This window comes from Pseudomonas sp. P9_2, from assembly GCF_034008255.1.
GTDB classification, from domain to species: domain Bacteria; phylum Pseudomonadota; class Gammaproteobacteria; order Pseudomonadales; family Pseudomonadaceae; genus Aquipseudomonas; species Aquipseudomonas synxantha_A.
Window position 1 is genome coordinate 216,122 of record NZ_CP125376.1, and the last position, 18,730, is coordinate 234,851.

General features: G+C 58.4%; 16 protein-coding genes. 5 read left to right on the forward strand and 11 right to left on the reverse strand.

Annotated elements, in window-relative coordinates:
- Positions 1 to 20 precede the first annotated feature (20 nt).
- Together lysS and prfB are read right to left on the reverse strand one after the other, a co-directional pair.
- A complete protein-coding gene (lysS, locus tag QMK52_RS00985) occupies positions 21 to 1,523 on the reverse strand; it encodes a lysine--tRNA ligase (protein ID WP_005785507.1) in 1,503 nt (500 codons plus the stop codon).
- 80 nt (positions 1,524 to 1,603) lie between these two features.
- A protein-coding gene (gene prfB / locus QMK52_RS00990) for a peptide chain release factor 2 (RefSeq protein ID WP_098465888.1) occupies positions 1,604 to 2,699 on the reverse strand; the annotation gives its coding sequence in 2 pieces (ribosomal slippage) (positions 1,604 to 2,626 and positions 2,628 to 2,699; 1,095 coding nt in all).
- Positions 2,700 to 3,234: 535 nt separating this feature from the next.
- Between prfB and QMK52_RS00995 the strand changes: the two genes are divergently transcribed.
- From QMK52_RS00995 to QMK52_RS01010, 4 genes are all read left to right on the forward strand, one after another.
- On the forward strand, positions 3,235 to 5,502 hold the full coding sequence (locus QMK52_RS00995) for an S-type pyocin domain-containing protein (protein ID WP_320403727.1): 2,268 nt from the start codon (positions 3,235 to 3,237) through the stop codon (positions 5,500 to 5,502).
- A 4-nt stretch (positions 5,503 to 5,506) separates the two neighbouring features.
- On the forward strand, positions 5,507 to 5,761 hold the full coding sequence (locus QMK52_RS01000) for a bacteriocin immunity protein (RefSeq protein ID WP_032803300.1): 255 nt from the start codon (positions 5,507 to 5,509) through the stop codon (positions 5,759 to 5,761).
- Positions 5,762 to 5,979: 218 nt separating this feature from the next.
- The gene (locus tag QMK52_RS01005) at positions 5,980 to 6,246 is read left to right on the forward strand and encodes a bacteriocin immunity protein (protein ID WP_032803299.1); all 267 of its coding nucleotides are present in this window, start codon (positions 5,980 to 5,982) and stop codon (positions 6,244 to 6,246) included.
- Between the two features lie 30 nt (positions 6,247 to 6,276).
- Positions 6,277 to 6,531, forward strand: coding sequence for a bacteriocin immunity protein (locus tag QMK52_RS01010; RefSeq protein WP_087945225.1), 255 nt, complete (start codon positions 6,277 to 6,279; stop codon positions 6,529 to 6,531).
- A gap of 148 nt (positions 6,532 to 6,679) precedes the next feature.
- Here QMK52_RS01010 and QMK52_RS01015 read toward each other — a convergent pair whose 3' ends face one another.
- The 8 genes from QMK52_RS01015 to QMK52_RS01050 form a co-directional block, all read right to left on the reverse strand.
- Entirely contained in the window at positions 6,680 to 7,681 is a 1,002-nt protein-coding gene (locus QMK52_RS01015) for a response regulator (RefSeq protein WP_005785499.1), read from the reverse strand.
- Between the two features lie 52 nt (positions 7,682 to 7,733).
- Positions 7,734 to 8,744: a chemotaxis response regulator protein-glutamate methylesterase gene (locus tag QMK52_RS01020; protein ID WP_005785497.1), complete on the reverse strand. Its 1,011-nt coding sequence runs from the start codon at positions 8,742 to 8,744 to the stop codon at positions 7,734 to 7,736.
- Positions 8,741 to 11,020 carry a hybrid sensor histidine kinase/response regulator gene (locus QMK52_RS01025; protein ID WP_194440212.1) on the reverse strand — a complete coding sequence of 760 codons (2,280 nt, stop codon included), beginning with the start codon at positions 11,018 to 11,020 and terminating at the stop codon, positions 8,741 to 8,743. The genes QMK52_RS01020 and QMK52_RS01025 overlap by 4 nt, the downstream gene beginning before the upstream one ends.
- Positions 11,017 to 11,718, reverse strand: coding sequence for a chemotaxis protein CheW (locus QMK52_RS01030; protein ID WP_005785492.1), 702 nt, complete (start codon positions 11,716 to 11,718; stop codon positions 11,017 to 11,019). Before QMK52_RS01030 ends, QMK52_RS01025 begins: the two co-directional genes overlap by 4 nt.
- Positions 11,715 to 12,971, reverse strand: coding sequence for a CheR family methyltransferase (locus QMK52_RS01035; RefSeq protein ID WP_320403728.1), 1,257 nt, complete (start codon positions 12,969 to 12,971; stop codon positions 11,715 to 11,717). The genes QMK52_RS01030 and QMK52_RS01035 overlap by 4 nt, the downstream gene beginning before the upstream one ends.
- A complete protein-coding gene (locus tag QMK52_RS01040) occupies positions 12,968 to 13,480 on the reverse strand; it encodes a chemotaxis protein CheW (RefSeq protein ID WP_005785488.1) in 513 nt (170 codons plus the stop codon). Before QMK52_RS01040 ends, QMK52_RS01035 begins: the two co-directional genes overlap by 4 nt.
- Positions 13,480 to 15,102 (reverse strand): methyl-accepting chemotaxis protein, encoded by a 1,623-nt coding sequence (locus QMK52_RS01045; RefSeq protein WP_005785487.1) that lies wholly within the window; start codon positions 15,100 to 15,102, stop codon positions 13,480 to 13,482. The genes QMK52_RS01040 and QMK52_RS01045 overlap by 1 nt, the downstream gene beginning before the upstream one ends.
- 545 nt (positions 15,103 to 15,647) lie before the next feature.
- Positions 15,648 to 16,367 (reverse strand): tellurite resistance TerB family protein, encoded by a 720-nt coding sequence (locus tag QMK52_RS01050; RefSeq protein WP_005785485.1) that lies wholly within the window; start codon positions 16,365 to 16,367, stop codon positions 15,648 to 15,650.
- Positions 16,368 to 16,671: 304 nt separating this feature from the next.
- On the opposite strand from QMK52_RS01050, the gene QMK52_RS01055 reads away from it, so the two are divergent.
- Entirely contained in the window at positions 16,672 to 18,297 is a 1,626-nt protein-coding gene (locus QMK52_RS01055) for a glucan biosynthesis protein D (protein ID WP_194440211.1), read from the forward strand.
- A gap of 53 nt (positions 18,298 to 18,350) precedes the next feature.
- On the opposite strand, the gene QMK52_RS01060 is transcribed toward QMK52_RS01055, so the two are convergent.
- A complete protein-coding gene (locus QMK52_RS01060) occupies positions 18,351 to 18,536 on the reverse strand; it encodes a hypothetical protein (protein WP_005785481.1) in 186 nt (61 codons plus the stop codon).
- Positions 18,537 to 18,730: the final 194 nt, after the last annotated feature.

Genomic DNA, 18,730 nt, shown 5'->3' on the forward strand with positions numbered 1-18,730 from the left:
GGCTTCGGATTTCGCAACGGTTACGCTTGTGGCCGCATGTGCGGGAACAGGATCACATCGCGGATCGATGGCGAGTTGGTCAACAACATCACCAGCCGGTCGATGCCGATGCCTTCACCAGCAGTCGGCGGCATGCCGTACTCCAGGGCACGTACGAAGTCGGCGTCGTAGTGCATGGCTTCGTCATCGCCGGCGTCCTTGTCGGCCACCTGAGCCATGAAGCGCTCGGCCTGATCTTCCGCGTCGTTAAGCTCGGAGTAGGCGTTGGCGATTTCGCGGCCGCCGATGAACAGTTCGAAACGGTCAGTGACGTTCGGGTTGTCGTCGTTGCGACGCGCCAGCGGCGACACTTCGAACGGGTACTGGGTAATGAAGTGTGGCTGCTCCAGCTTGTGCTCGACCAGCTCTTCGAAAATCATCACCTGCAATTTGCCCAGGCCTTCAAAGCCCAACACCTTGGCACCGGCTTTCTTGGCGATGGCGCGAGCCTTGTCGATGTCGTTCAGATCGTCAGCGGTCAGCTCAGGGTTGTACTTGAGGATCGAGTCGAACACCGAAAGACGCACGAACGGCTCGCCGAAGTGGAACACCTTGTCGCCGTACGGCACGTCGGTAGTCCCCAGAACAAGCTGCGCCAGTTCACGGAACAGTTCTTCGGTCAGGTCCATGTTGTCTTCGTAGTCGGCGTAGGCCTGGTAGAACTCCAACATGGTGAATTCAGGGTTGTGACGGGTCGAGACGCCTTCGTTACGGAAGTTGCGGTTGATCTCGAACACCTTCTCAAACCCGCCGACCACCAGGCGCTTGAGGTACAGCTCCGGCGCGATACGCAGGAACATTTCCATGTCCAGCGCGTTGTGGTGGGTTTCAAATGGCTTGGCTGCGGCACCACCGGGGATGGTTTGCAGCATCGGCGTTTCCACTTCCAGGAAGTCACGCTGCATCAGGAAGCTGCGGATGTGGGCAATGACTTGCGAACGCACACGGAAGGTCTGGCGCACGTCTTCGTTGACGATCAGGTCAACGTAACGCTGGCGATAGCGCTGCTCGGTGTCGGTCAGGCCGTGGTGCTTGTCCGGCAGCGGGCGCAGGGACTTGGTCAACAGGCGCACGCTGGTCATTTCGACGTACAGGTCGCCCTTGCCGGAACGGGCCAGGGTGCCTTCTGCGGCGATGATGTCACCCATGTCCCAGGTTTTCACCGAGGCCAGGGTTTCTTCCGAGAGGGTTTTACGGTTGACGTAGACCTGGATACGCCCGGTCATGTCCTGAATCACCATGAACGAGCCACGGTTGAGCATGATGCGACCTGCCACCTTGACCGGGATCGCCGCTTCTGCCAGCTCTTCCTTGGTCTTGTCCGCGTACTGTTTCTGCAAGGCATCGCAGTAGTTGTCGCGGCGGAAGTCGTTGGGGAAGGCGTTACCCTTGGCGCGCTCGGCAGCAAGCTTTTCCTTGCGCAGGGCGATCAGGGAGTTTTCTTCCTGTTGCAGGGCTTGCGGGTCGAGTTGTTGGTCGCTCATGTCTTTTGAAATTCCATCACAGGTACGTTTTCCCCAGCCTTCGGCTGGGGATCGCGAGCAAGCTCGCTCCTACAGGGGTGTTACAGGCCGGATTTCAGGCTGGCTTCCAGGTATTCGTCGATATCACCGTCGAGTACCTTGTCGCAGTCGCTGCGTTCGATGTTGGTGCGCAGATCCTTGATCCGCGACGCATCGAGTACATACGAACGGATCTGGTGACCCCAGCCGATATCCGACTTGGTGTCTTCCAGCGCCTGGGAAGCGGCGTTGCGCTTCTGCATTTCCTGCTCGTACAACTTGGCCCGCAGCATTTTCATGGCGGTATCCTTGTTGGCGTGCTGGGAACGTTCGTTCTGGCAACTGACCACGGTGTTGGTCGGTACGTGGGTAATACGTACGGCCGAGTCAGTGGTGTTTACGTGCTGACCACCGGCACCGGAGGAACGGTAGGTGTCGATGCGCAGGTCGGCCGGGTTGATCTCGATTTCCACCTTGTCGTCGATCTCTGGCGAGACGAAAACGGCGGAGAACGAAGTGTGACGACGGTTGCCGGAGTCGAAGGGGCTCTTGCGCACCAGGCGGTGCACACCGATTTCGGTACGCAGCCAGCCAAAGGCGTATTCACCCTTGATATGCACGGTCGCGCCCTTGATACCGGCGACTTCACCGGCGGACAGTTCCATGATGGTCGCGTCGAAACCGCGCTTGTCGGCCCAGCGCAGGTACATGCGCAGCAGGATGTTGGCCCAGTCCTGGGCCTCGGTGCCGCCGGAACCGGCCTGGATGTCCAGGTAGGCGTTGTTCGGGTCCATTTCATGGCTGAACATGCGGCGGAATTCAAGCTTGGCGAGGTTTTCCTCGAGACGGGCCAGCTCGGCGACGACATCGCCCACTGCGCCTTCGTCGTTTTCTTCGACAGCCATGTCCAGCAGGTCACGACAATCGGCCAGACCGGTGTTCAGCTCGTCGAGGGTGTCGACGATCTGCGCCAGCGCAGCGCGCTCGCGCCCCAGTTCCTGGGCGTATTCAGGTTTGTTCCAGACACTCGGATCTTCAAGCTCGCGGTTGACCTCGGTCAGACGCTCATGCTTTTGATCGTAGTCAAAGATACCCCCGAATAGTTTCGGAGCGCTCGGACAGGTCCTTGATGGTGTTAAGGATCGGGTTGATTTCCATGGCGGGCAGCACTCGTTGGCGAACTTTTGAAAGCCGGCGAGTATAACGGCAAACGGCTGGGAACGGCAGCCCGCTTGGCCGATTCTGCCAAGGCGGCGCTTCCTCTCCTCATGCTAGCTTCGCTAACAGATGCGCGACCACCAAAGCGTTTCCTGCGGGAGGGCGATACCCCGCGTTAGAAAAACCACACCTACTACTCGCTCAAAAATGACCGTTCATCTGTTTATACAAATGATCTGAACATCAAAATCAGAGCCCGCCTAAAAGAGCACAATCCAACCCACCCGAACAAAAACAAACAATTAGGTTTCTAGCCAAATCGCCCCAAGACTCAAGTCACAAATATACAAGAATATAAATACATCAGTTTCAGACCCGTCTTACAAATACTCCTACAGACATAAAATCAAATCAAAACGCCATCAGTTTTTTATTCCTTCCCGCTCAAATAAGTTCGATCAAAGCGACTGAGCTTTGTCTTCAGGACGTACAAACTTTCAAACTCGATCACTCTCACAAAAAACGGAGAGACCCTATGGCACAGCAAGGGTGGCAACCAGGACAACCTTTAGAACTCAAGCCCACGATAATTACCGCCGGGAGACGAAACACTTATTGGGGTGGCGAAGGCGGAGGCTACGCAGGAAGTGGAGATGGCTGGGGCCTTCAAGAAGGGCCTCGTCGAGGTGAAGGAGACCGTAGCCGCTTCAAGCAGTTTGACTTCCCTAGCACCACCGCTGATTTCATTGGAGAGCAACAGTACAACCAATCCTTGATTGACGCAGAGTACAGCGCACGGTTCGCAACGCTAACGACTGAAACTGAACGCGAACTGGCAGAGAAACAGCAAGCCGCGAAAGCTTCACAGCCACTCACAGAGACAGCCTCAGCCATTCTCGATCAAAAAATCGCACTTGAAATCATCGACGCGAAAAAAACCAAATACGCCAATACTGCGCCACTCATCTATGGGCTCTATGATCAAAGCCCTTTTTATCTGATGGAAAACTTAACCTATACAAAACTACGTGAAACGCTTGCATCCTCTGACCCGATAAAAAATTTGGGCGATACTTACACACTTTACGACAACGTTTGGAGAGCCGCGCAAGAACTCAAGGCTCTCTCGCTCTCCATACACATTCTGGCTAAAAAACTTTCAGGGTTGGCAAAGGCCCGGCAAACGTTGGAGGCCAATTTAGCCGAACATGATCCTGGCTGGGCAAATTTACACAATGAGTATCTGAAGGCCATTGCCGATGAGTTGGAAATTCAGGTGCAGTTGCTGCCGGAATATTTGCAGGTGGAACTCACCTCTCTTGCAGGTTCTGTCGTTGGATTGACACCCGACCAGACCCTCATGCTTTACAAAAACACGCTGGACAAAATGATCGAAGAAACGATGGCTGCGATCAAACCTATTGACCCACCGTTAGCCATAAACCGGAACGGGTTGATGATTTACTATCCCGCAGCCAACCCACGGGTTACACCGCCACTGAGCAAACCCGAGCTTGAGGGACTGAAACAGCTTATTTATCTGCAGCAGAATACCGCGCTTGGGGTGAGATGGCTCAGCCACCATGATTTTGTGCTGAATTCAGAGTCCGCGCGGTTTCTTGCCAACGCCTCCAATGCAATCAGCGACCTCGCGGGACGTGCGCAGCAGGTAGCCACGGCCCAGGCGCGTATTGAAGCGGTACGAGCAACCAATACCTATCGACTGTCGGGCACTGCTTCTGCGACTCAAGCGATAGTCATGACCTCAGTCGGGACTATCGCAACAGCAGAAGGGATTACCATCACGCTGCAAGCTGCTATTCGGTCAGCAGTGGCCGCATTGACGGAGTTGGTCGCAAGTACCGCGAGTGGCTTAATGGTCGGTGTTTCAGCGTTGGTCTATTCCCCCAAACTCGCAAATGGAGAACTTCCAGAGCGTTATGCGCTTGGTACACCGATCTCAACCTTGGTACCAGACCTCAACGAGTCGACGATAACCTCGGCAGTCAACGGCACAATCGACCTGCCGGTTCGAATGAGTTCGAAGACGGCTACCGATGGGCGGTCAGAAGTATTCGTGGTCACTGCCGACGGTACAAGCGTGCCTTCCAAGGTCAAGGTGGTTGCTGCGACCTATGATCCTGGGCAGAAGGTATACACCGTCACGACAAGTGACATTCCACCAAGAACGTTGATCTGGACACCTATCGTTGCCCCTGGGGATAGCTCAACAACGCTGCCCGTTGATCAATCTGAACCGCCTGTCTATACGGGAGCTACCGTAACTCCCGTTGAAGGAAGGATTGACAGTTTTCCAGCCGCTGCTGAGGCAGGATTTGACGACTTCATCACTGTCTTCCCGGTCAACTCTGGCTTACCTCCCATCTATGTGTTTTTCAGGGATCGACGGGAAGACCCAGGAGTTGTGACAGGCAACGGGCAATCTATAACCGGTTCCTGGCTAGGAGCGGCCTCACAAGGGGAAGGCTCCCCTATACCTTCGCAAATTGCCGACAAGCTTAAAGGTCAGGAGTTTAAAAACTTCAGAGCATTTCGCGAAGCCTTCTGGAAAACGGTTGCCAACGACTCGGAACTGGCAAGTCAGTTCAAACGTCAAAATTTGTCGATAATGCTGGATGGGAAAGCTCCCTTTTCAAGCAAATCAGAGTGGGTGGGGGAATCTGTTAAATTCGAAATTCACCACAAAATTTTCATTTCTCAAGGCGGCGAGATTTTTGACATTGACAACATCTATATAGTCACTCCAAAACGCCATAAAGAAATTCATAGAAAAGGCATCTAAAAAGATGAAAACATTAATCACCGAATACACAGAGACCGAATTTCTGAACTTTGTAATCTCTCTTTGTGACAGCAGCGTTCGCACCGAAGAAGAAGACATTGAAATGGTTTTCGAGTTTGAACGCCTGACGGAGCACCCGGACGGAGCGGATCTAATCTACTACCCAAGAGATGACAGAGAAGACAGCCCAGAAGGAATTGTAAAAGAAGTCAAAGAGTGGCGTGCGAATAATGGCAAGCCTGGTTTCAGAATAGAATAACGCCGCCCTATCCCCTGCCATCGGTTCTACAACGATGGCAGACTTCTTATTTCACTCAACGAGTCGACAATAACCTCGGCAGTCAACAGCACAATCGACCTGCCGGTTCGAATGAGTTCGAAGACGGCTGCCGATGGGCGGTCAGAATCATAATGCTGAAATTTACGCATACTAACCCCTAAACGCCACATGGAGCCTCATAAGAAAGGAGCCGAATGATGAAACTCAAACAAAGTTTTTCCGAGTATACAAAAGATGAATTTTTATTATTCATGAAAGAAATACTCAAGGAAAATACCGCTCCAACCGATGAGCGACTAGATAAACTTTTACAACACTTCGAATTAATTACTGAACACCCAGAAGGAACAGACCTTATTTATTACACCGCATCGGATACAGAAAGTACAATTGAAGCTATAACTGAAAGAGTTGAAAACTGGCGAGCCACCAATAACAAGCATGGATTTAAGGTTGAGCCATAATAAATACGGCCATTCAACTGGGTAATTAAGATGAAAACCTCAATTTCCGAGTACACAGAAAGCGAATTTTTAAGTTTTGTAACTTCTCTTTGTGATGCGAGTGCTCGCACTGAGGAAGAAGATGACGAAATGCTATTAGCATTCAAGCGACTTACGGAGCATCCTGACGGATCAGATCTCGTCTACTATCCAAGAGCTGACAGAGAAGACAGCCCGGAGGGCATTGTAAAAGAAGTTAAAGAGTGGCGTGCGGCTAATGGCAGGCCTGGATTTAAAATAGAATAATCTCTCTGCAATCCCCCTTCCATCGACGCTACATAGATGGCGGGTTTCTTCGTTCAACCACGTTCATGTGCACTTAATCTGGACGAATACCGCGCTCACAATGTGGGAGGGAAGCCCCTCCCACATTTTAATGGGGTACAGCCTCAACTCACTCGATACCAACCTGATTACGCCCATTATGCTTGGCCGTATACAGCCCCTTGTCCGCCGCCATGATCAGTTGCCGGCAGTCCGTGCCCTGCACCGGCGTCAAGGTCGACAGGCCAATGCTGATGGTCAGGCTCGCCCCTTCTGCCGGGGCAATGTGCGGGATTTTCAGGGCCGCCACCGCCATGCGCAATTTTTCTGCAACCAACCGTGCGCCGCCCGGCGAGGTATTGGGCAGTACCAGCGCGAACTCTTCGCCGCCGTATCGCGCCGGCAAGTCCGAAGGGCGGCTGCTGGCGTCGCGGATAGCGGCGGCGACTTTGCGCAAGGCTTCATCGCCTTCGACGTGGCCGAAGCTGTCGTTGTAGGTCTTGAAGAAGTCCACGTCGATCATCAGCAGCGACAGTTGGGTCTGGTCGCGCATGGCACGGCGCCACTCCAGTTCCAGGTATTCGTCGAAGTGGCGGCGGTTGGACAGCCCGGTCAGGCCGTCGGAGTTCATCAGGCGTTGCAGCACCAGGTTGGTATCCAGCAACTGTTGCTGGCTGACCCGCAGCGCACGGTAGGCCGCGTCACGCTGCAACAGCGTCATGTAGGACCGCGAGTGGTAGCGGATACGCGCCACCAGTTCGATGTTGTCGGGCAGCTTGACCAGGTAATCGTTGGCGCCGGCCGCGAAGGCCGCACTCTTGATCAGCGGGTCTTCCTTGGTGGACAGCACGATGATCGGGATATTCGCGGTCGCCGGGTGATTGCGGTATTCACGCACCAAGGTCAGACCGTCGAGGCCGGGCATCACCAGGTCCTGCAGGATCACCGTCGGCTTGATGCGGATCGCCTGGGCAATCGCCTGGTGCGGGTCGGCGCAAAAGTGGAAGTCGATGTTTTCTTCATGGGACAGGCCGCGCCGCACGGCTTCGCCGATCATGGCCTGATCGTCGACCAGCAGCACCATGGCGGCGTTCTCATCGGTCTTGAAGTCGTCGAGCTGTAAATCATTCATGTGCAGTCACCTGAATTACTACCTGCAAGCCAGCACGGCGGGAGATTTTCGATCATTTTGCAAAGACCTCCAGCAATCGGGGCGCAATTCTATCCAGTGGGCGAATTTCAACAGCAGCATCAATCGCCGCCGCCGCTTTGGGCATGCCGTACACCGCCGAGCTCTGCTGATCCTGGGCGATGGTCAAATATCCTTGTTCGCGCATCAGCTTGAGGCCCTGGGCCCCGTCGCGCCCCATGCCGGTCAGTAGTACGCCGACGGCGTCACCGGTCCAGTAACTGGCGACGCTTTCGAAAAACACGTCGATGGAGGGCCGGTAAATCTCGTTCACCGGCTCTGCGGTATAGGCTAGCGTGCCATTTTTCAACAAGCGAATATGATGGTTGGTGCCGGCCAGCAAGACCACGCCGGCCTGGGGCGGCTCGCCCTCACAGGCCAGGCGCACGGGCAGGCCGGAGGCGCTGCTCAGCCACTCGGCCATGCCGGCGGCGAAGACCTGGTCCACATGCTGCACCAGCACGATGGCGGCGGGAAAATCCCGCGGCAAGCCCTTGAGCAGAACCTCCAGCGCCGCCGGCCCACCCGCTGAAGAACCAATGGCCACCAGCCGTTGACGCTTGCCTGTGCCCCGTTGCGGTGGGGTTTCGGCACGCACACGCGTGCCGCGCTGGCCAATCAACCAACCGATATTGAGGATCTTGCGCAATAGCGGTGCCGCCGCATCCTTGGGGTTGCCTACGCCCAGCGCCGGGGTATCCACCACATCCAGCGCTCCGTGGCCCATGGCTTCGAATACGCGGCTGACGTTGGCCTGGCGGTCGACAGTAACGATCACGATAGGGCAAGGCGTGTCAGCCATGATCTGCCGGGTAGCCTCCACCCCATCCATCACCGGCATGATCAGGTCCATCAGGATCAGGTCAGGGGTCAGCTCGGCACAGCGGCGCACCGCTTCCAGGCCATTGCTGGCCACCCACACCACCTCGTGGGCGGGCTCAAAGCTCAAGGCGCGGCGCAAGGCCTCTATCGCCAGGGGCATGTCATTGACGATCGCAATCCTCATGCCCGGGCGCCTCCAATCAGTTCAACCACGGCGTCGAGCAAGGCGTCGTCATGGAAACTGGCTTTGGCTAAATAATAGTCGGCGCCCGCGTCGAGTCCACGACGTCGGTCTTCTTCACGATCCTTGTAGGAAACCACCATCACCGGCAACGATTGCAGGCGACTGTCACGGCGCAAAAGTGTGACCAATTCAATACCGTCCATGCGAGGCATATCAATATCAGTGATAAGCAGGTCGAAGTCCTCGGAGCGCAATGCGTTCCAGCCATCCATGCCATCGACCGCAACAGCGACTTCATAACCACGATTGAGTAATAATTTGCGTTGCAGCTCGCGTACGGTCAGCGAGTCGTCTACCACCAGCACGCGCTTGCGCGGTGCTTCGGTGGCCTGCTGGCTGCGCCGGGCGATACGTTCCAGGCGGCCGGTGTTGAGCAATTTATCCACCGAACGCAGCATGTCTTCGACATCGACGATCAGTACCACCGAGCCGTCATCGAGCAACGCCCCTGCAGAAATATCCTGGACCTTCCCCAGGCGATCATCCAGCGGCAACACCACCAGGGTGCGTTCACCGATAAAGCGCTCCACGGCAATCCCGTACACGGCATCGCGCTCGCGGATCACCACGACTTTCAGGGTCTGCGAAGGACTCTGCCCCGGGGGGCGCTGCAGCAACTGGCTGGCGGCAACCAGGCCCACATGCCGGCCCTCGTGCCAGAAATGCTGGCGGCCTTCCAGTTGCACAATGTCGTCGGGAGCCAGGTCACACATGCGTTCAATGTGGGCCAGGGGGAAGGCATAGGCTTCTTCGCCCACGTCCACCACCAGGCTGCGCACCACCGACAAGGTCAACGGCACTTCCAGATGGAAGCGACTGCCCTGCCCCGCCGTCTGCTCCAGTACCACCGCGCCACGCAGTTGGCGAACCATATGCTGCACTGCATCCAGGCCAACGCCACGACCGGACACCTCGGTGACCTTGTCGCGCAAGCTGAACCCCGGCAGGAACAGGAACGTCAGCAGTTCCTCTTCGCTCAGGCGCAGGGCAGTTTCCACCGGCGACAGATTACGTTCGACAATGGTGCCGCGCAGGCGCTCCAGATCGACACCGTTGCCGTCGTCGCTCAATTCCAGTACCAGCAACCCGGCTTGATGGGACGCACGCAGGCGGATCAGGCCTTCCGCCGGTTTGCCCGCCAGCAGCCGCTGCTCGGGCGTTTCGATGCCGTGGTCGACCGCATTGCGCAGTAAATGAGTGAGCGGTGCTTCAAGTTTTTCCAGGACGTCTCGATCGACCTGGGTCTTTTCGCCTTCGATTTCCAGGCGCACTTGCTTGCCCAGGCTGCGACCGAGGTCACGCACCATGCGCACCTGCCCCGCCAGCACGTCGGCAAACGGTCGCATGCGGCAGGCCAGCGCGGTGTCGTAAAGCACCTGGGCGCGCTGGCCGGCCTGCCAGGCGTACTCGTCAAGTTCCGCGTTTTTATCCGCCAGCAGTGCCTGAGCTTCGCTCAACAAGCGGCGGGTATCGGCCAGGGCTTCCTGAGTCTCAAGATTCAAATCCAGGTGCTTGAGGTGACCGTCCAGGGTATCGAGGGCGCGCAGGCTGTTGCTTTGAATGCGCTTGAGGCGTTGCATACTGGCCAGGTGAGGCTTGAGCCGCTGGGTTTCCACCAAGGACTTGCTCGACAGGTCCAACAGGCTGTTCAAGCGCTCGGCGGTAACCCGCAGTACACGCTCGCCACCCTCGGTGATGCGCTTGTTCTGACGCGGTGGCTCACTGCTGACGGGCGGTGCAACCTCTGGCTCTTGCGGCAATGCTTCAACGATAGGCGCCGGAGCAGGCTCGGGCTCGGCTTTTGGCGCCGGCGTAGCGGGTGGCTGCGCCGGGTCAAGCAGACGCTCCATCAACGCCACGTACGCCTGGATATCCAACGGCCCCACGCTGTTGCCTGGCGTGGCGATACGCATCAGCAGGTCAGTGCCTTGCAACAACGCATCGATATGTTCCGGTTGCAGGTACAGACGACCTTCCTGGGCGCTGACCAGGCAATCCTCCATGACGTGGGCCACGCCGACCCCGGCATCCACCCCAACAATCCGCGCCGCGCCCTTGAGCGAATGTGCGGCGCGCATACAGGCTTCAAGTTGATCCGCCTGGGTCGGGTTGCGCTCCAGGGCCAGCAGGCCGGCGCTCAATACCTGGGTTTGCGCATCGGCCTCCAGGCTGAACAGCTCCAACAGCGAGGCATCACGCATCTGGTCGGGGGTCATGCGAGGCTCCGGGTCACGGCGGACAACAATTGCGCTTCGTCCAGCCAGCGCAGGCTGCGGCCTTTGAACTGCAACACACCTTGGGTATAGCGTGCGCTGGCCTGGGTACCGGAGGCCGAGGCCGCGTTCAAGGTGCGCTCATCGATGGCATGAATGCCATCCACTTCATCCACCGGCACGACGATCGGACCGTCCTGGGCGGCAATGATCAACATGCGCGGCATGATCCGCCCGCCACTGGGCCCGCTGCTGGTGCTGTCCAGGCCCAGCAGTTCCACCAGCGACAGGCACGCCACCAGCGCACCCCGCACGTTGGCCACCCCCAGCAGCGCACGGGAACGCTGGTGCGGCAAGGAGTGGATCGGTTGCAATGGCGCCACTTCCACCAGGCAGCGGGTGGCGATACCGAGCCATTCTTCACCGAGGCGGAACATCAACAGCGAACGGGTGACCACCTCGCTACCCGCTTCGGCAGCGGCCTGCGAGCGCTGATCATCCTGCTGCAGGGCATAGCGGTCGAGCAGGCGCGTGGCGGCGGCGGAATACACCGAGCAGTTGCGGCAGTGAATATGCTCGTCCAGCAGTGGGCAGGACCTGTCGCCATGAATGCCGATACGGTTCCAGCAGTCATCGATGGCTTGGGTATCGGTCAGCGTCAGGTCCAGGCCTGCGGTGTCGAGCGCGTCAGGGCTGTTCATCGTTCGGACTCACTGTGTGCTCGCTCGCTACGGGCGGCGCGGGCTTGTAGCCGGCGCGCTCCCGCACTGTCGCCCTGGGATTCGAGCAACGCAGCCAGATGCATCAAGGCCTGCGAATGCTGCGGTTCCAGGTACAAGGCTTTTCGGTAATACCCCTGGGCTTCCAAGGCGCTGCCGGCCACATCGCTGAGCAACCCCAACCAATAGAACACCTGGGCAACCGGCGGGTGGCTGCTTAAATAACGCTCACAGGCGGCCCGGGCCTCGGCACTTTTGCCTTCATTGGCCAGGGTCGCGATCTGGCCGAGCAAATCCCCTGCGTCGGTGTGGGGCACCTTGACCGGCGGCACCTGAGTGCTGACCGTGCTGAACGGACGCGGCTTGAGTGGTATCGGTGCTGCACTGCGCTGCGGTGCTGGCGCGGGCATCGGCACGAATACCGGCGGCGGGGTCTGCTCTACGTGTCGACTGAAGGCAAAGGATTGCGGCACGCCAATCGAACGCATGCCATGGCGCCCCAGCAGGCTGCCCTCGGCCGGGCCGATAAACAGCACACCGTCCACATGAGTCAGTTCCTTGAGCACATCAAATACTTGCTTCTGGGTCGGCTGGTCGAAGTAGATCAACAGGTTGCGGCAGAACACAAAATCGTAGGTCGGCTCGTTGGCCAGCAGTGTCGGGTCGAGCAAGTTGCCCACTTGCAGACGCACTTGCTCGCGCACCCGGTCGGCGATGCGGTAACCGCCGGTTTCTTCTGTGAAGTGGCGGTCGCGAAATTCGAGATCGGCTCCGCGAAACGAGTTCTTGCCGTACACACCGCGCCGGGCACGTTCCACCGACAGCGGGCTGACGTCCATCCCCTGAACCTTGAACTGATGGGGCGCCAGGCCCGCATCCAACAAGGCCATGGCAATCGAATAGGGCTCTTCGCCAGTCGAACACGGCAGGCTGAGGATGCGCAGCGCGCGCATCTGCTTGATCTCGACCAGCCGCAGTTGGGCCAGGCGGGCCAAGGTCGCAAAGGACTCGGGGTAGCGGAAAAACCAGGTCTCGGGAACGATCACCGCTTCGATCAGTGCCTGCTGCTCGTCGTGGGAATGTTGCAGGAGCTGCCAGTAGGCCTCCGTCGACTGCGCCTGGGAGGATTGGCAGCGCTGGCGCACCGCACGCTCGATGATCGCCTCGCCCACCGAGGCAACGTCCAGGCCGATGCGTTCTTTCAAGAACGCCGAAAAACGCGGGTCACTGCTCATAGGCTTAACTCGGCGCAAAACAGCAAGGCGCGTACTTCAGCGCTCAGCAGCTCGGCAATGCCAATCCACTGCATCAAGCCCTGTGCATCCTCGCGTACCGGCCCCAGGTAGGGCGCCTGCTGGTTGTCCACGCCATAAGGCTGGAACTCGGCGGGGTCGCAACGCAGGGTGTCGGTGGCCTGCTCCAGGATCAGCCCCAGCCCACGCGCTTCACTCCAGGGTTGCGGCTGGTAGTTGACCAGCACCAGCCGCGTGCTGGTGCGAGCCTGGGCCGGGGTGCCGAACGTCAGGGCACTGACATCGATTACCGGCACCAGCGCGCCGCGATGCGCAAAGATACCCGCCACCCACAGTGGCGCATGGGCGATGGGTTTGAGCGGCAGGCGCGGCAGCACCTCCGCCACTTCGGTGGCCTTTAGGGCAAAGCGTTCGTTGCCGATGCGAAACACCAGGAACAACGCCGTTTTCGCTGCCGGGACGGCGACGCGTTTAGCCGCGAGATCGCTCATCAGACTTTGAAACGCGACACGCCGCTGCGCAGACCCACCGCGACCTGGCTCAGCTCATCAATGGCAAAGCTGGCCTGACGCAGGGATTCGACGGTCTGGCTGCTGGCATCGCCCAATTGCACCAGCGCGTGGTTGATCTGTTCGGCGCCGGTGGCCTGGGCCTGCATGCCTTCGTTGACCATCAACACCCGCGGCGCCAGGGCCTGTACCTGGTGGATGATCTGCGACAGTTGCTCGCCCACTTGCTGAACTTCGAACATACCCCGGCGGACTTCCTCGGAGAACTTGTCCATGCCCATCACGCCCGCCGACACCGCTGACTGGATCTCACGCACCATTTGCTCGATGTCGTAGGTTGCCACGGCAGTCTGGTCGGCCAGGCGGCGCACTTCGGTGGCCACCACGGCAAAGCCGCGTCCGTATTCACCGGCTTTTTCCGCTTCGATGGCGGCATTGAGAGACAACAGGTTGGTCTGGTCAGCCACCTTGACGATGGTCACCACCACCTGGTTGATGTTGCCGGCCTTCTCATTGAGGATCGCCAGCTTGGCGTTGACCAGGTCGGCGGCGCCCATCACCGAGTGCATGGTCTCTTCCATGCGTGCCAGGCCCTGCTGGCCGGAACCGGCGGCCACCGAGGCCTGGTCGGCGGCGGTGGACACTTCGGTCATGGTACGCACCAGATCCTTGGACGTGGCCGCAATCTCGCGGGAGGTGGCGCCGATTTCCGTGGTGGTGGCTGCGGTTTCCGTGGCGGTGGCCTGTTGCTGCTTGGAGGTCGCGGCGATCTCGGTGACCGAGGTGGTGACCTGCACCGACGAACGCTGCGCCTGGGACACCAGGGCAGTCAGCTCGGTCATCATGTCGTTGAAGCCGGTTTCGACCGCGTTGAATTCGTCCTTGCGCTCCAGGTTCAGGCGCTTGCTCAGGTCGCCGGTGCGCATGACCTCGAGGATCTGCACGATACGCTGCATCGGCGCCATGATCGCGCGCATCAGCAACAGGCCGCACAGCGCCGCGGCGAGAATCGCCAGCAGCAGCGAGACGCCCATGCTGACCTTTGCCGCTGCTACGGCATCATCGATGGCAGCGGTGGCATTGTCGGCAACCTGTTTGTTCTCATTGATGATGTCGTTGAGCTTCATGCGGCCTGCGGTCCAGGCGGGGGTCAGTTGCTCGTTGAACAGCCTCAGTGCCTCGGCCGGGTTGTTGCTCTGATGAGCCGCCAGGACCTGGGCGAGAATGGCGTTGTAGTTCTGGTGCAGTTTTTCGAAGGCATCGAATTCGGTGCGATCCTGGGTGATATTGATCGTGCCCGCGTAACTGGCCATGTGCTGCTCAAGCCGCGCTTCGAATGACTTGTAGTCCTGCTTGTCTTCCTCGGAAATGCCCTGGTTTTCGTGGATCCCGACCAGTTCCTGGGTTTGCAGGTAGCTGTCGACCCAGGCGCTGCGGATCATCGAACTGAAAAACACGCCGGGCACGGCGTCGTCGCGCACGGAGTTTTCGCTGGCTTCGATCTTGAGCAGGCGCGAATAGGAGAGCACCACCATCAGCAGCATGATGGCGATAATTACCGCAAAGCTCGCCAAAATCCTTTGGCGCAGGGTCCAGTTCTTCACAGTAATTCCTCGCAGGGGCATTCAAATGGAGGGGAGTATAGCTGAGCGGATGCTCGGGTTTATCAACGCTTTTGAGGGGGGATCCACAGAATGCGTAAGCGGGATGGGTAGCATCTTTGGCTACAGGGATCTAACTGAAGGGGCCCGGAGCAAATGTGGGAGGGGCGGTGCGACGGTTCGACTTGCTCCCGATGGCGGCCTCAGGGTTGGTTGGGATGTTGGATCAGACCGAGTACATATCCGTTATTTGGGTAACGGCTGATATTGGTTCCGCTTTTACAGCGGGTCACTTTGGAAAAGAGCCCCAAAGTAACCAAAGGGCTCTTGCCCCACCACTCGGCACCTCGCTTAGGCTCGGTGTGCCCGTAATCCGCCAGTGATTTGGGGGGCCGCCGCCACGCGCCATCCATGGCGCGGGGCGGCTAAACCGGCATCCCTGCCGGTTTACCCCCCAAATCCCTGTCGAATTCCGGCCAGCGTGGTTTAACGGGGCGCCTGAGATCAAAAGCAGATCAAGATCAAGGGCGACTCGCTTCGCATCGTGGTTAGCGGGGCAGAGCTGCGTTGAGCCGCACTTGCTTTTCCAACTCCAGCTTTAAGCCGGGTTCAAGTTTCAGTTGGCGGGCCAGTTCATCCAGGTAGGCTTTTTCCATGAAATTTTCCTCATCCACCAGCATGACGCTGGCGATGTACATTTCGGCGGCCATTTCCGGGGTGCTGGCGGCGCGGGCGACGTCGGTGGGGTCCAGGGGCTTGTTGAGTTCGGCGTGCAGCCAGTGTTGCAGTTCCTGGTCGTTGTCCAGCTTGGTGAATTCGCCTTCGATCAACGCGCGCTCGCGCTCATCCACATGGCCGTCTGCCTTTGCGGCGGCCACCAGTGCCTTGAGAATGCCCTGGCTGTGTTGTTCAACCTGGGCCGGAGGCAGGCGGTCGATGGTTTGTGGTTCGCCTTGGGGGGCGCTGGCTTGCTGGGCTTGCCAGTTGCCGTAGGCTTTATAGGCAATCACACCCAATGCGGCCAGGCCGCCGTAGGTCAGGGCCTTGCCGCCGAATTTGCGCGCTTTTTTGTTGCCCAGCAGCAAGCCCATGGCTCCGGCCGCCAGGGCGCCGCCGCCGGCACCGCCGAGCATGCTGCCCAGCCCGCTACCGCCGAGTAAACCGCCAAGGGCGCTTTTGTCGTTGGATTTGCGTTGGCCGCCAGCCTTGTTTTGCAACATATCCTGGCCAGACTTGAGCAACTGATCGAGCAATCCGCGGGTATTCATTCGTAGCCTCCAGACACTTGGGTTCATAGGATCAATAGGCCCCCAGCGTAAGACGAAGTGCCAAAAAGCCGCGATCTAGAGTGCTTCCAGATGTAACGCGGGTATGCCAACCAGGAAACGTCTTGTTGCATATGCAAGGCCATCATCCCGCCATCAATCAATTTGCCTTGTTCATCGAACCGCTTAAGCTATCCGGCGTCTGTTTATTGTCCGTTGCGTTTGGCCGAAGGCATGTCCGAACCGTTATTTCTGATCCGCTACGTGCCAGGAACGGCGCGGGATTTGCTCACGACAGGTTGTCTCTATGCACCGCAGGAATTTGCTCAAAGCATCCATGGCCATTGCGGCTTACACCGGTTTGTCGGCCAGCGGCCTGCTGGCCGCGCAGGCTTGGGCCGGGAACCGTGCCGCCGACGGCAAGGCCGTGGCGTTCGATTTCGAAACGCTCAAGGCGCAAGCCAAGCAACTGGCCACCCGTGGCTATCAAGACACTAAGCAGGTGCTGCCGCCAACCCTGGCCACCATGACCCCGCAGAATTTCAACGCCATTGGCTACGACGGTAACCATTCGTTGTGGAAAGAGTTGAACGGCCAACTGGACGTGCAGTTCTTCCATGTCGGCATGGGTTTCAAGACGCCGGTGCGCATGCACAGTGTCGACCCCAAGACCCGCGAGGCTCGCGAAGTGCATTTCCGCCCTTCGCTGTTCAACTATGAAAAAACCACGGTGGACACCCAGCAACTGACCGGCGACCTGGGTTTTTCCGGCTTCAAGCTGTTCAAGGCGCCGGAGCTGGACCGCCATGACGTGCTGTCGTTTCTCGGCGCCAGCTACTTTCGTGCGGTGGATTCCACCGGCCAATATGGCCTGTCGGCCCGTGGCCTGGCGATTGATACCTACGCGAAAAAACGCGAGGAATTCCCCGATTTCACGCAGTTCTGGTTCGAAACTCCGGACAAGAATGCCACCCGTTTTGTGGTCTATGCCCTGCTCGACTCGCCAAGCGCCACCGGCGCCTACCGCTTCGATATCGACTGCCAGGCCAATCAGGTGGTGATGGCAATCGACGCGCACATCAATGCACGCACCGCCATCGAACAATTGGGCATCGCACCCATGACCAGCATGTTCAGTTGCGGCACCCATGAACGGCGCATGTGCGACACCATCCACCCGCAAATCCACGACTCGGACCGCCTGGCCATGTGGCGCGGCAATGGCGAGTGGATCTGCCGCCCGTTGAACAACCCGGCCAAGCTGCAATTCAACGCGTTCGCCGACACCGACCCCAAAGGCTTCGGCCTGGTGCAGACCGACCATGAGTTCGCCAGCTACCAGGACACCGTCGACTGGTACAGCAAACGCCCAAGCCTGTGGGTTGAACCTACCACCGCGTGGGGTGAAGGCTCGATCGATCTGCTGGAGATCCCCACCACCGGCGAAACCCTGGACAATATCGTCGCCTTCTGGACACCGAAAAAGCCCGTGGCCGCGGGTGATTCGCTCAACTATGGCTACAAGTTGTACTGGAGCGCACTGCCACCGGTGAGCACGCCGTTGGCGCAGGTCGACGCGACCCGGTCAGGCATGGGTGGTTTTACCGAAGGCTGGGCACCCGGCGAGCATTACCCGAAGGTGTGGGCGCGGCGTTTCGCCGTAGACTTCAAAGGCGGCGGGCTGGATCGCCTGCCAGCGGGCACCGGCATCGAGCCGGTGGTGACCTGCTCCCATGGTGAGGTGAAGGATTTCAGCGTGCTGGTGCTGGATAACATCAAGGGCTATCGCATCCTGTTCGACTGGTACCCCACCAGCGACAGTGTGGAGCCAGTGGAGCTGCGCCTGTTTATTCGCACCCAAGACCGCACCCTGAGCGAAACCTGGCTGTATCAGTACTTCCCGCCCGCACCGGAGCAGCGCAAGTACACCTGAAATTAACCGACTGATCATTCCCACGTCGCAGCGTGGGAATGATCGCAGGTGGCTTAGAACCGCGATACGCTTTTCATCGCGCCAATCAGATACCGCATCGCCACCTGATCACTCTCGGTCAGCGCCCGGTACTGGGCCAGCAACTCCATTTCATCCGAACTCAACCTTCGACCCCGCAATGACATCCGGCGGCTCAGAAAAGACGCCATCGCACCCGCTACGCCATAGGATTTGGCCATGGACCACTACTCCTGATATCAGTCAAATACTCCTGGTGCCCATTTCCAAACTCCCCGAAGCACAACGCTTTCGTGGCCAAGCAGCCTGCCTCCCTGGGCTAGGAACCAGGCTCACCCTAAGCTTAGAAACTATCTCGTCGCACGTGGGATTTTTTTAGAGTATTCACTTAAAAAAATGACCTCGGTAATAAAAC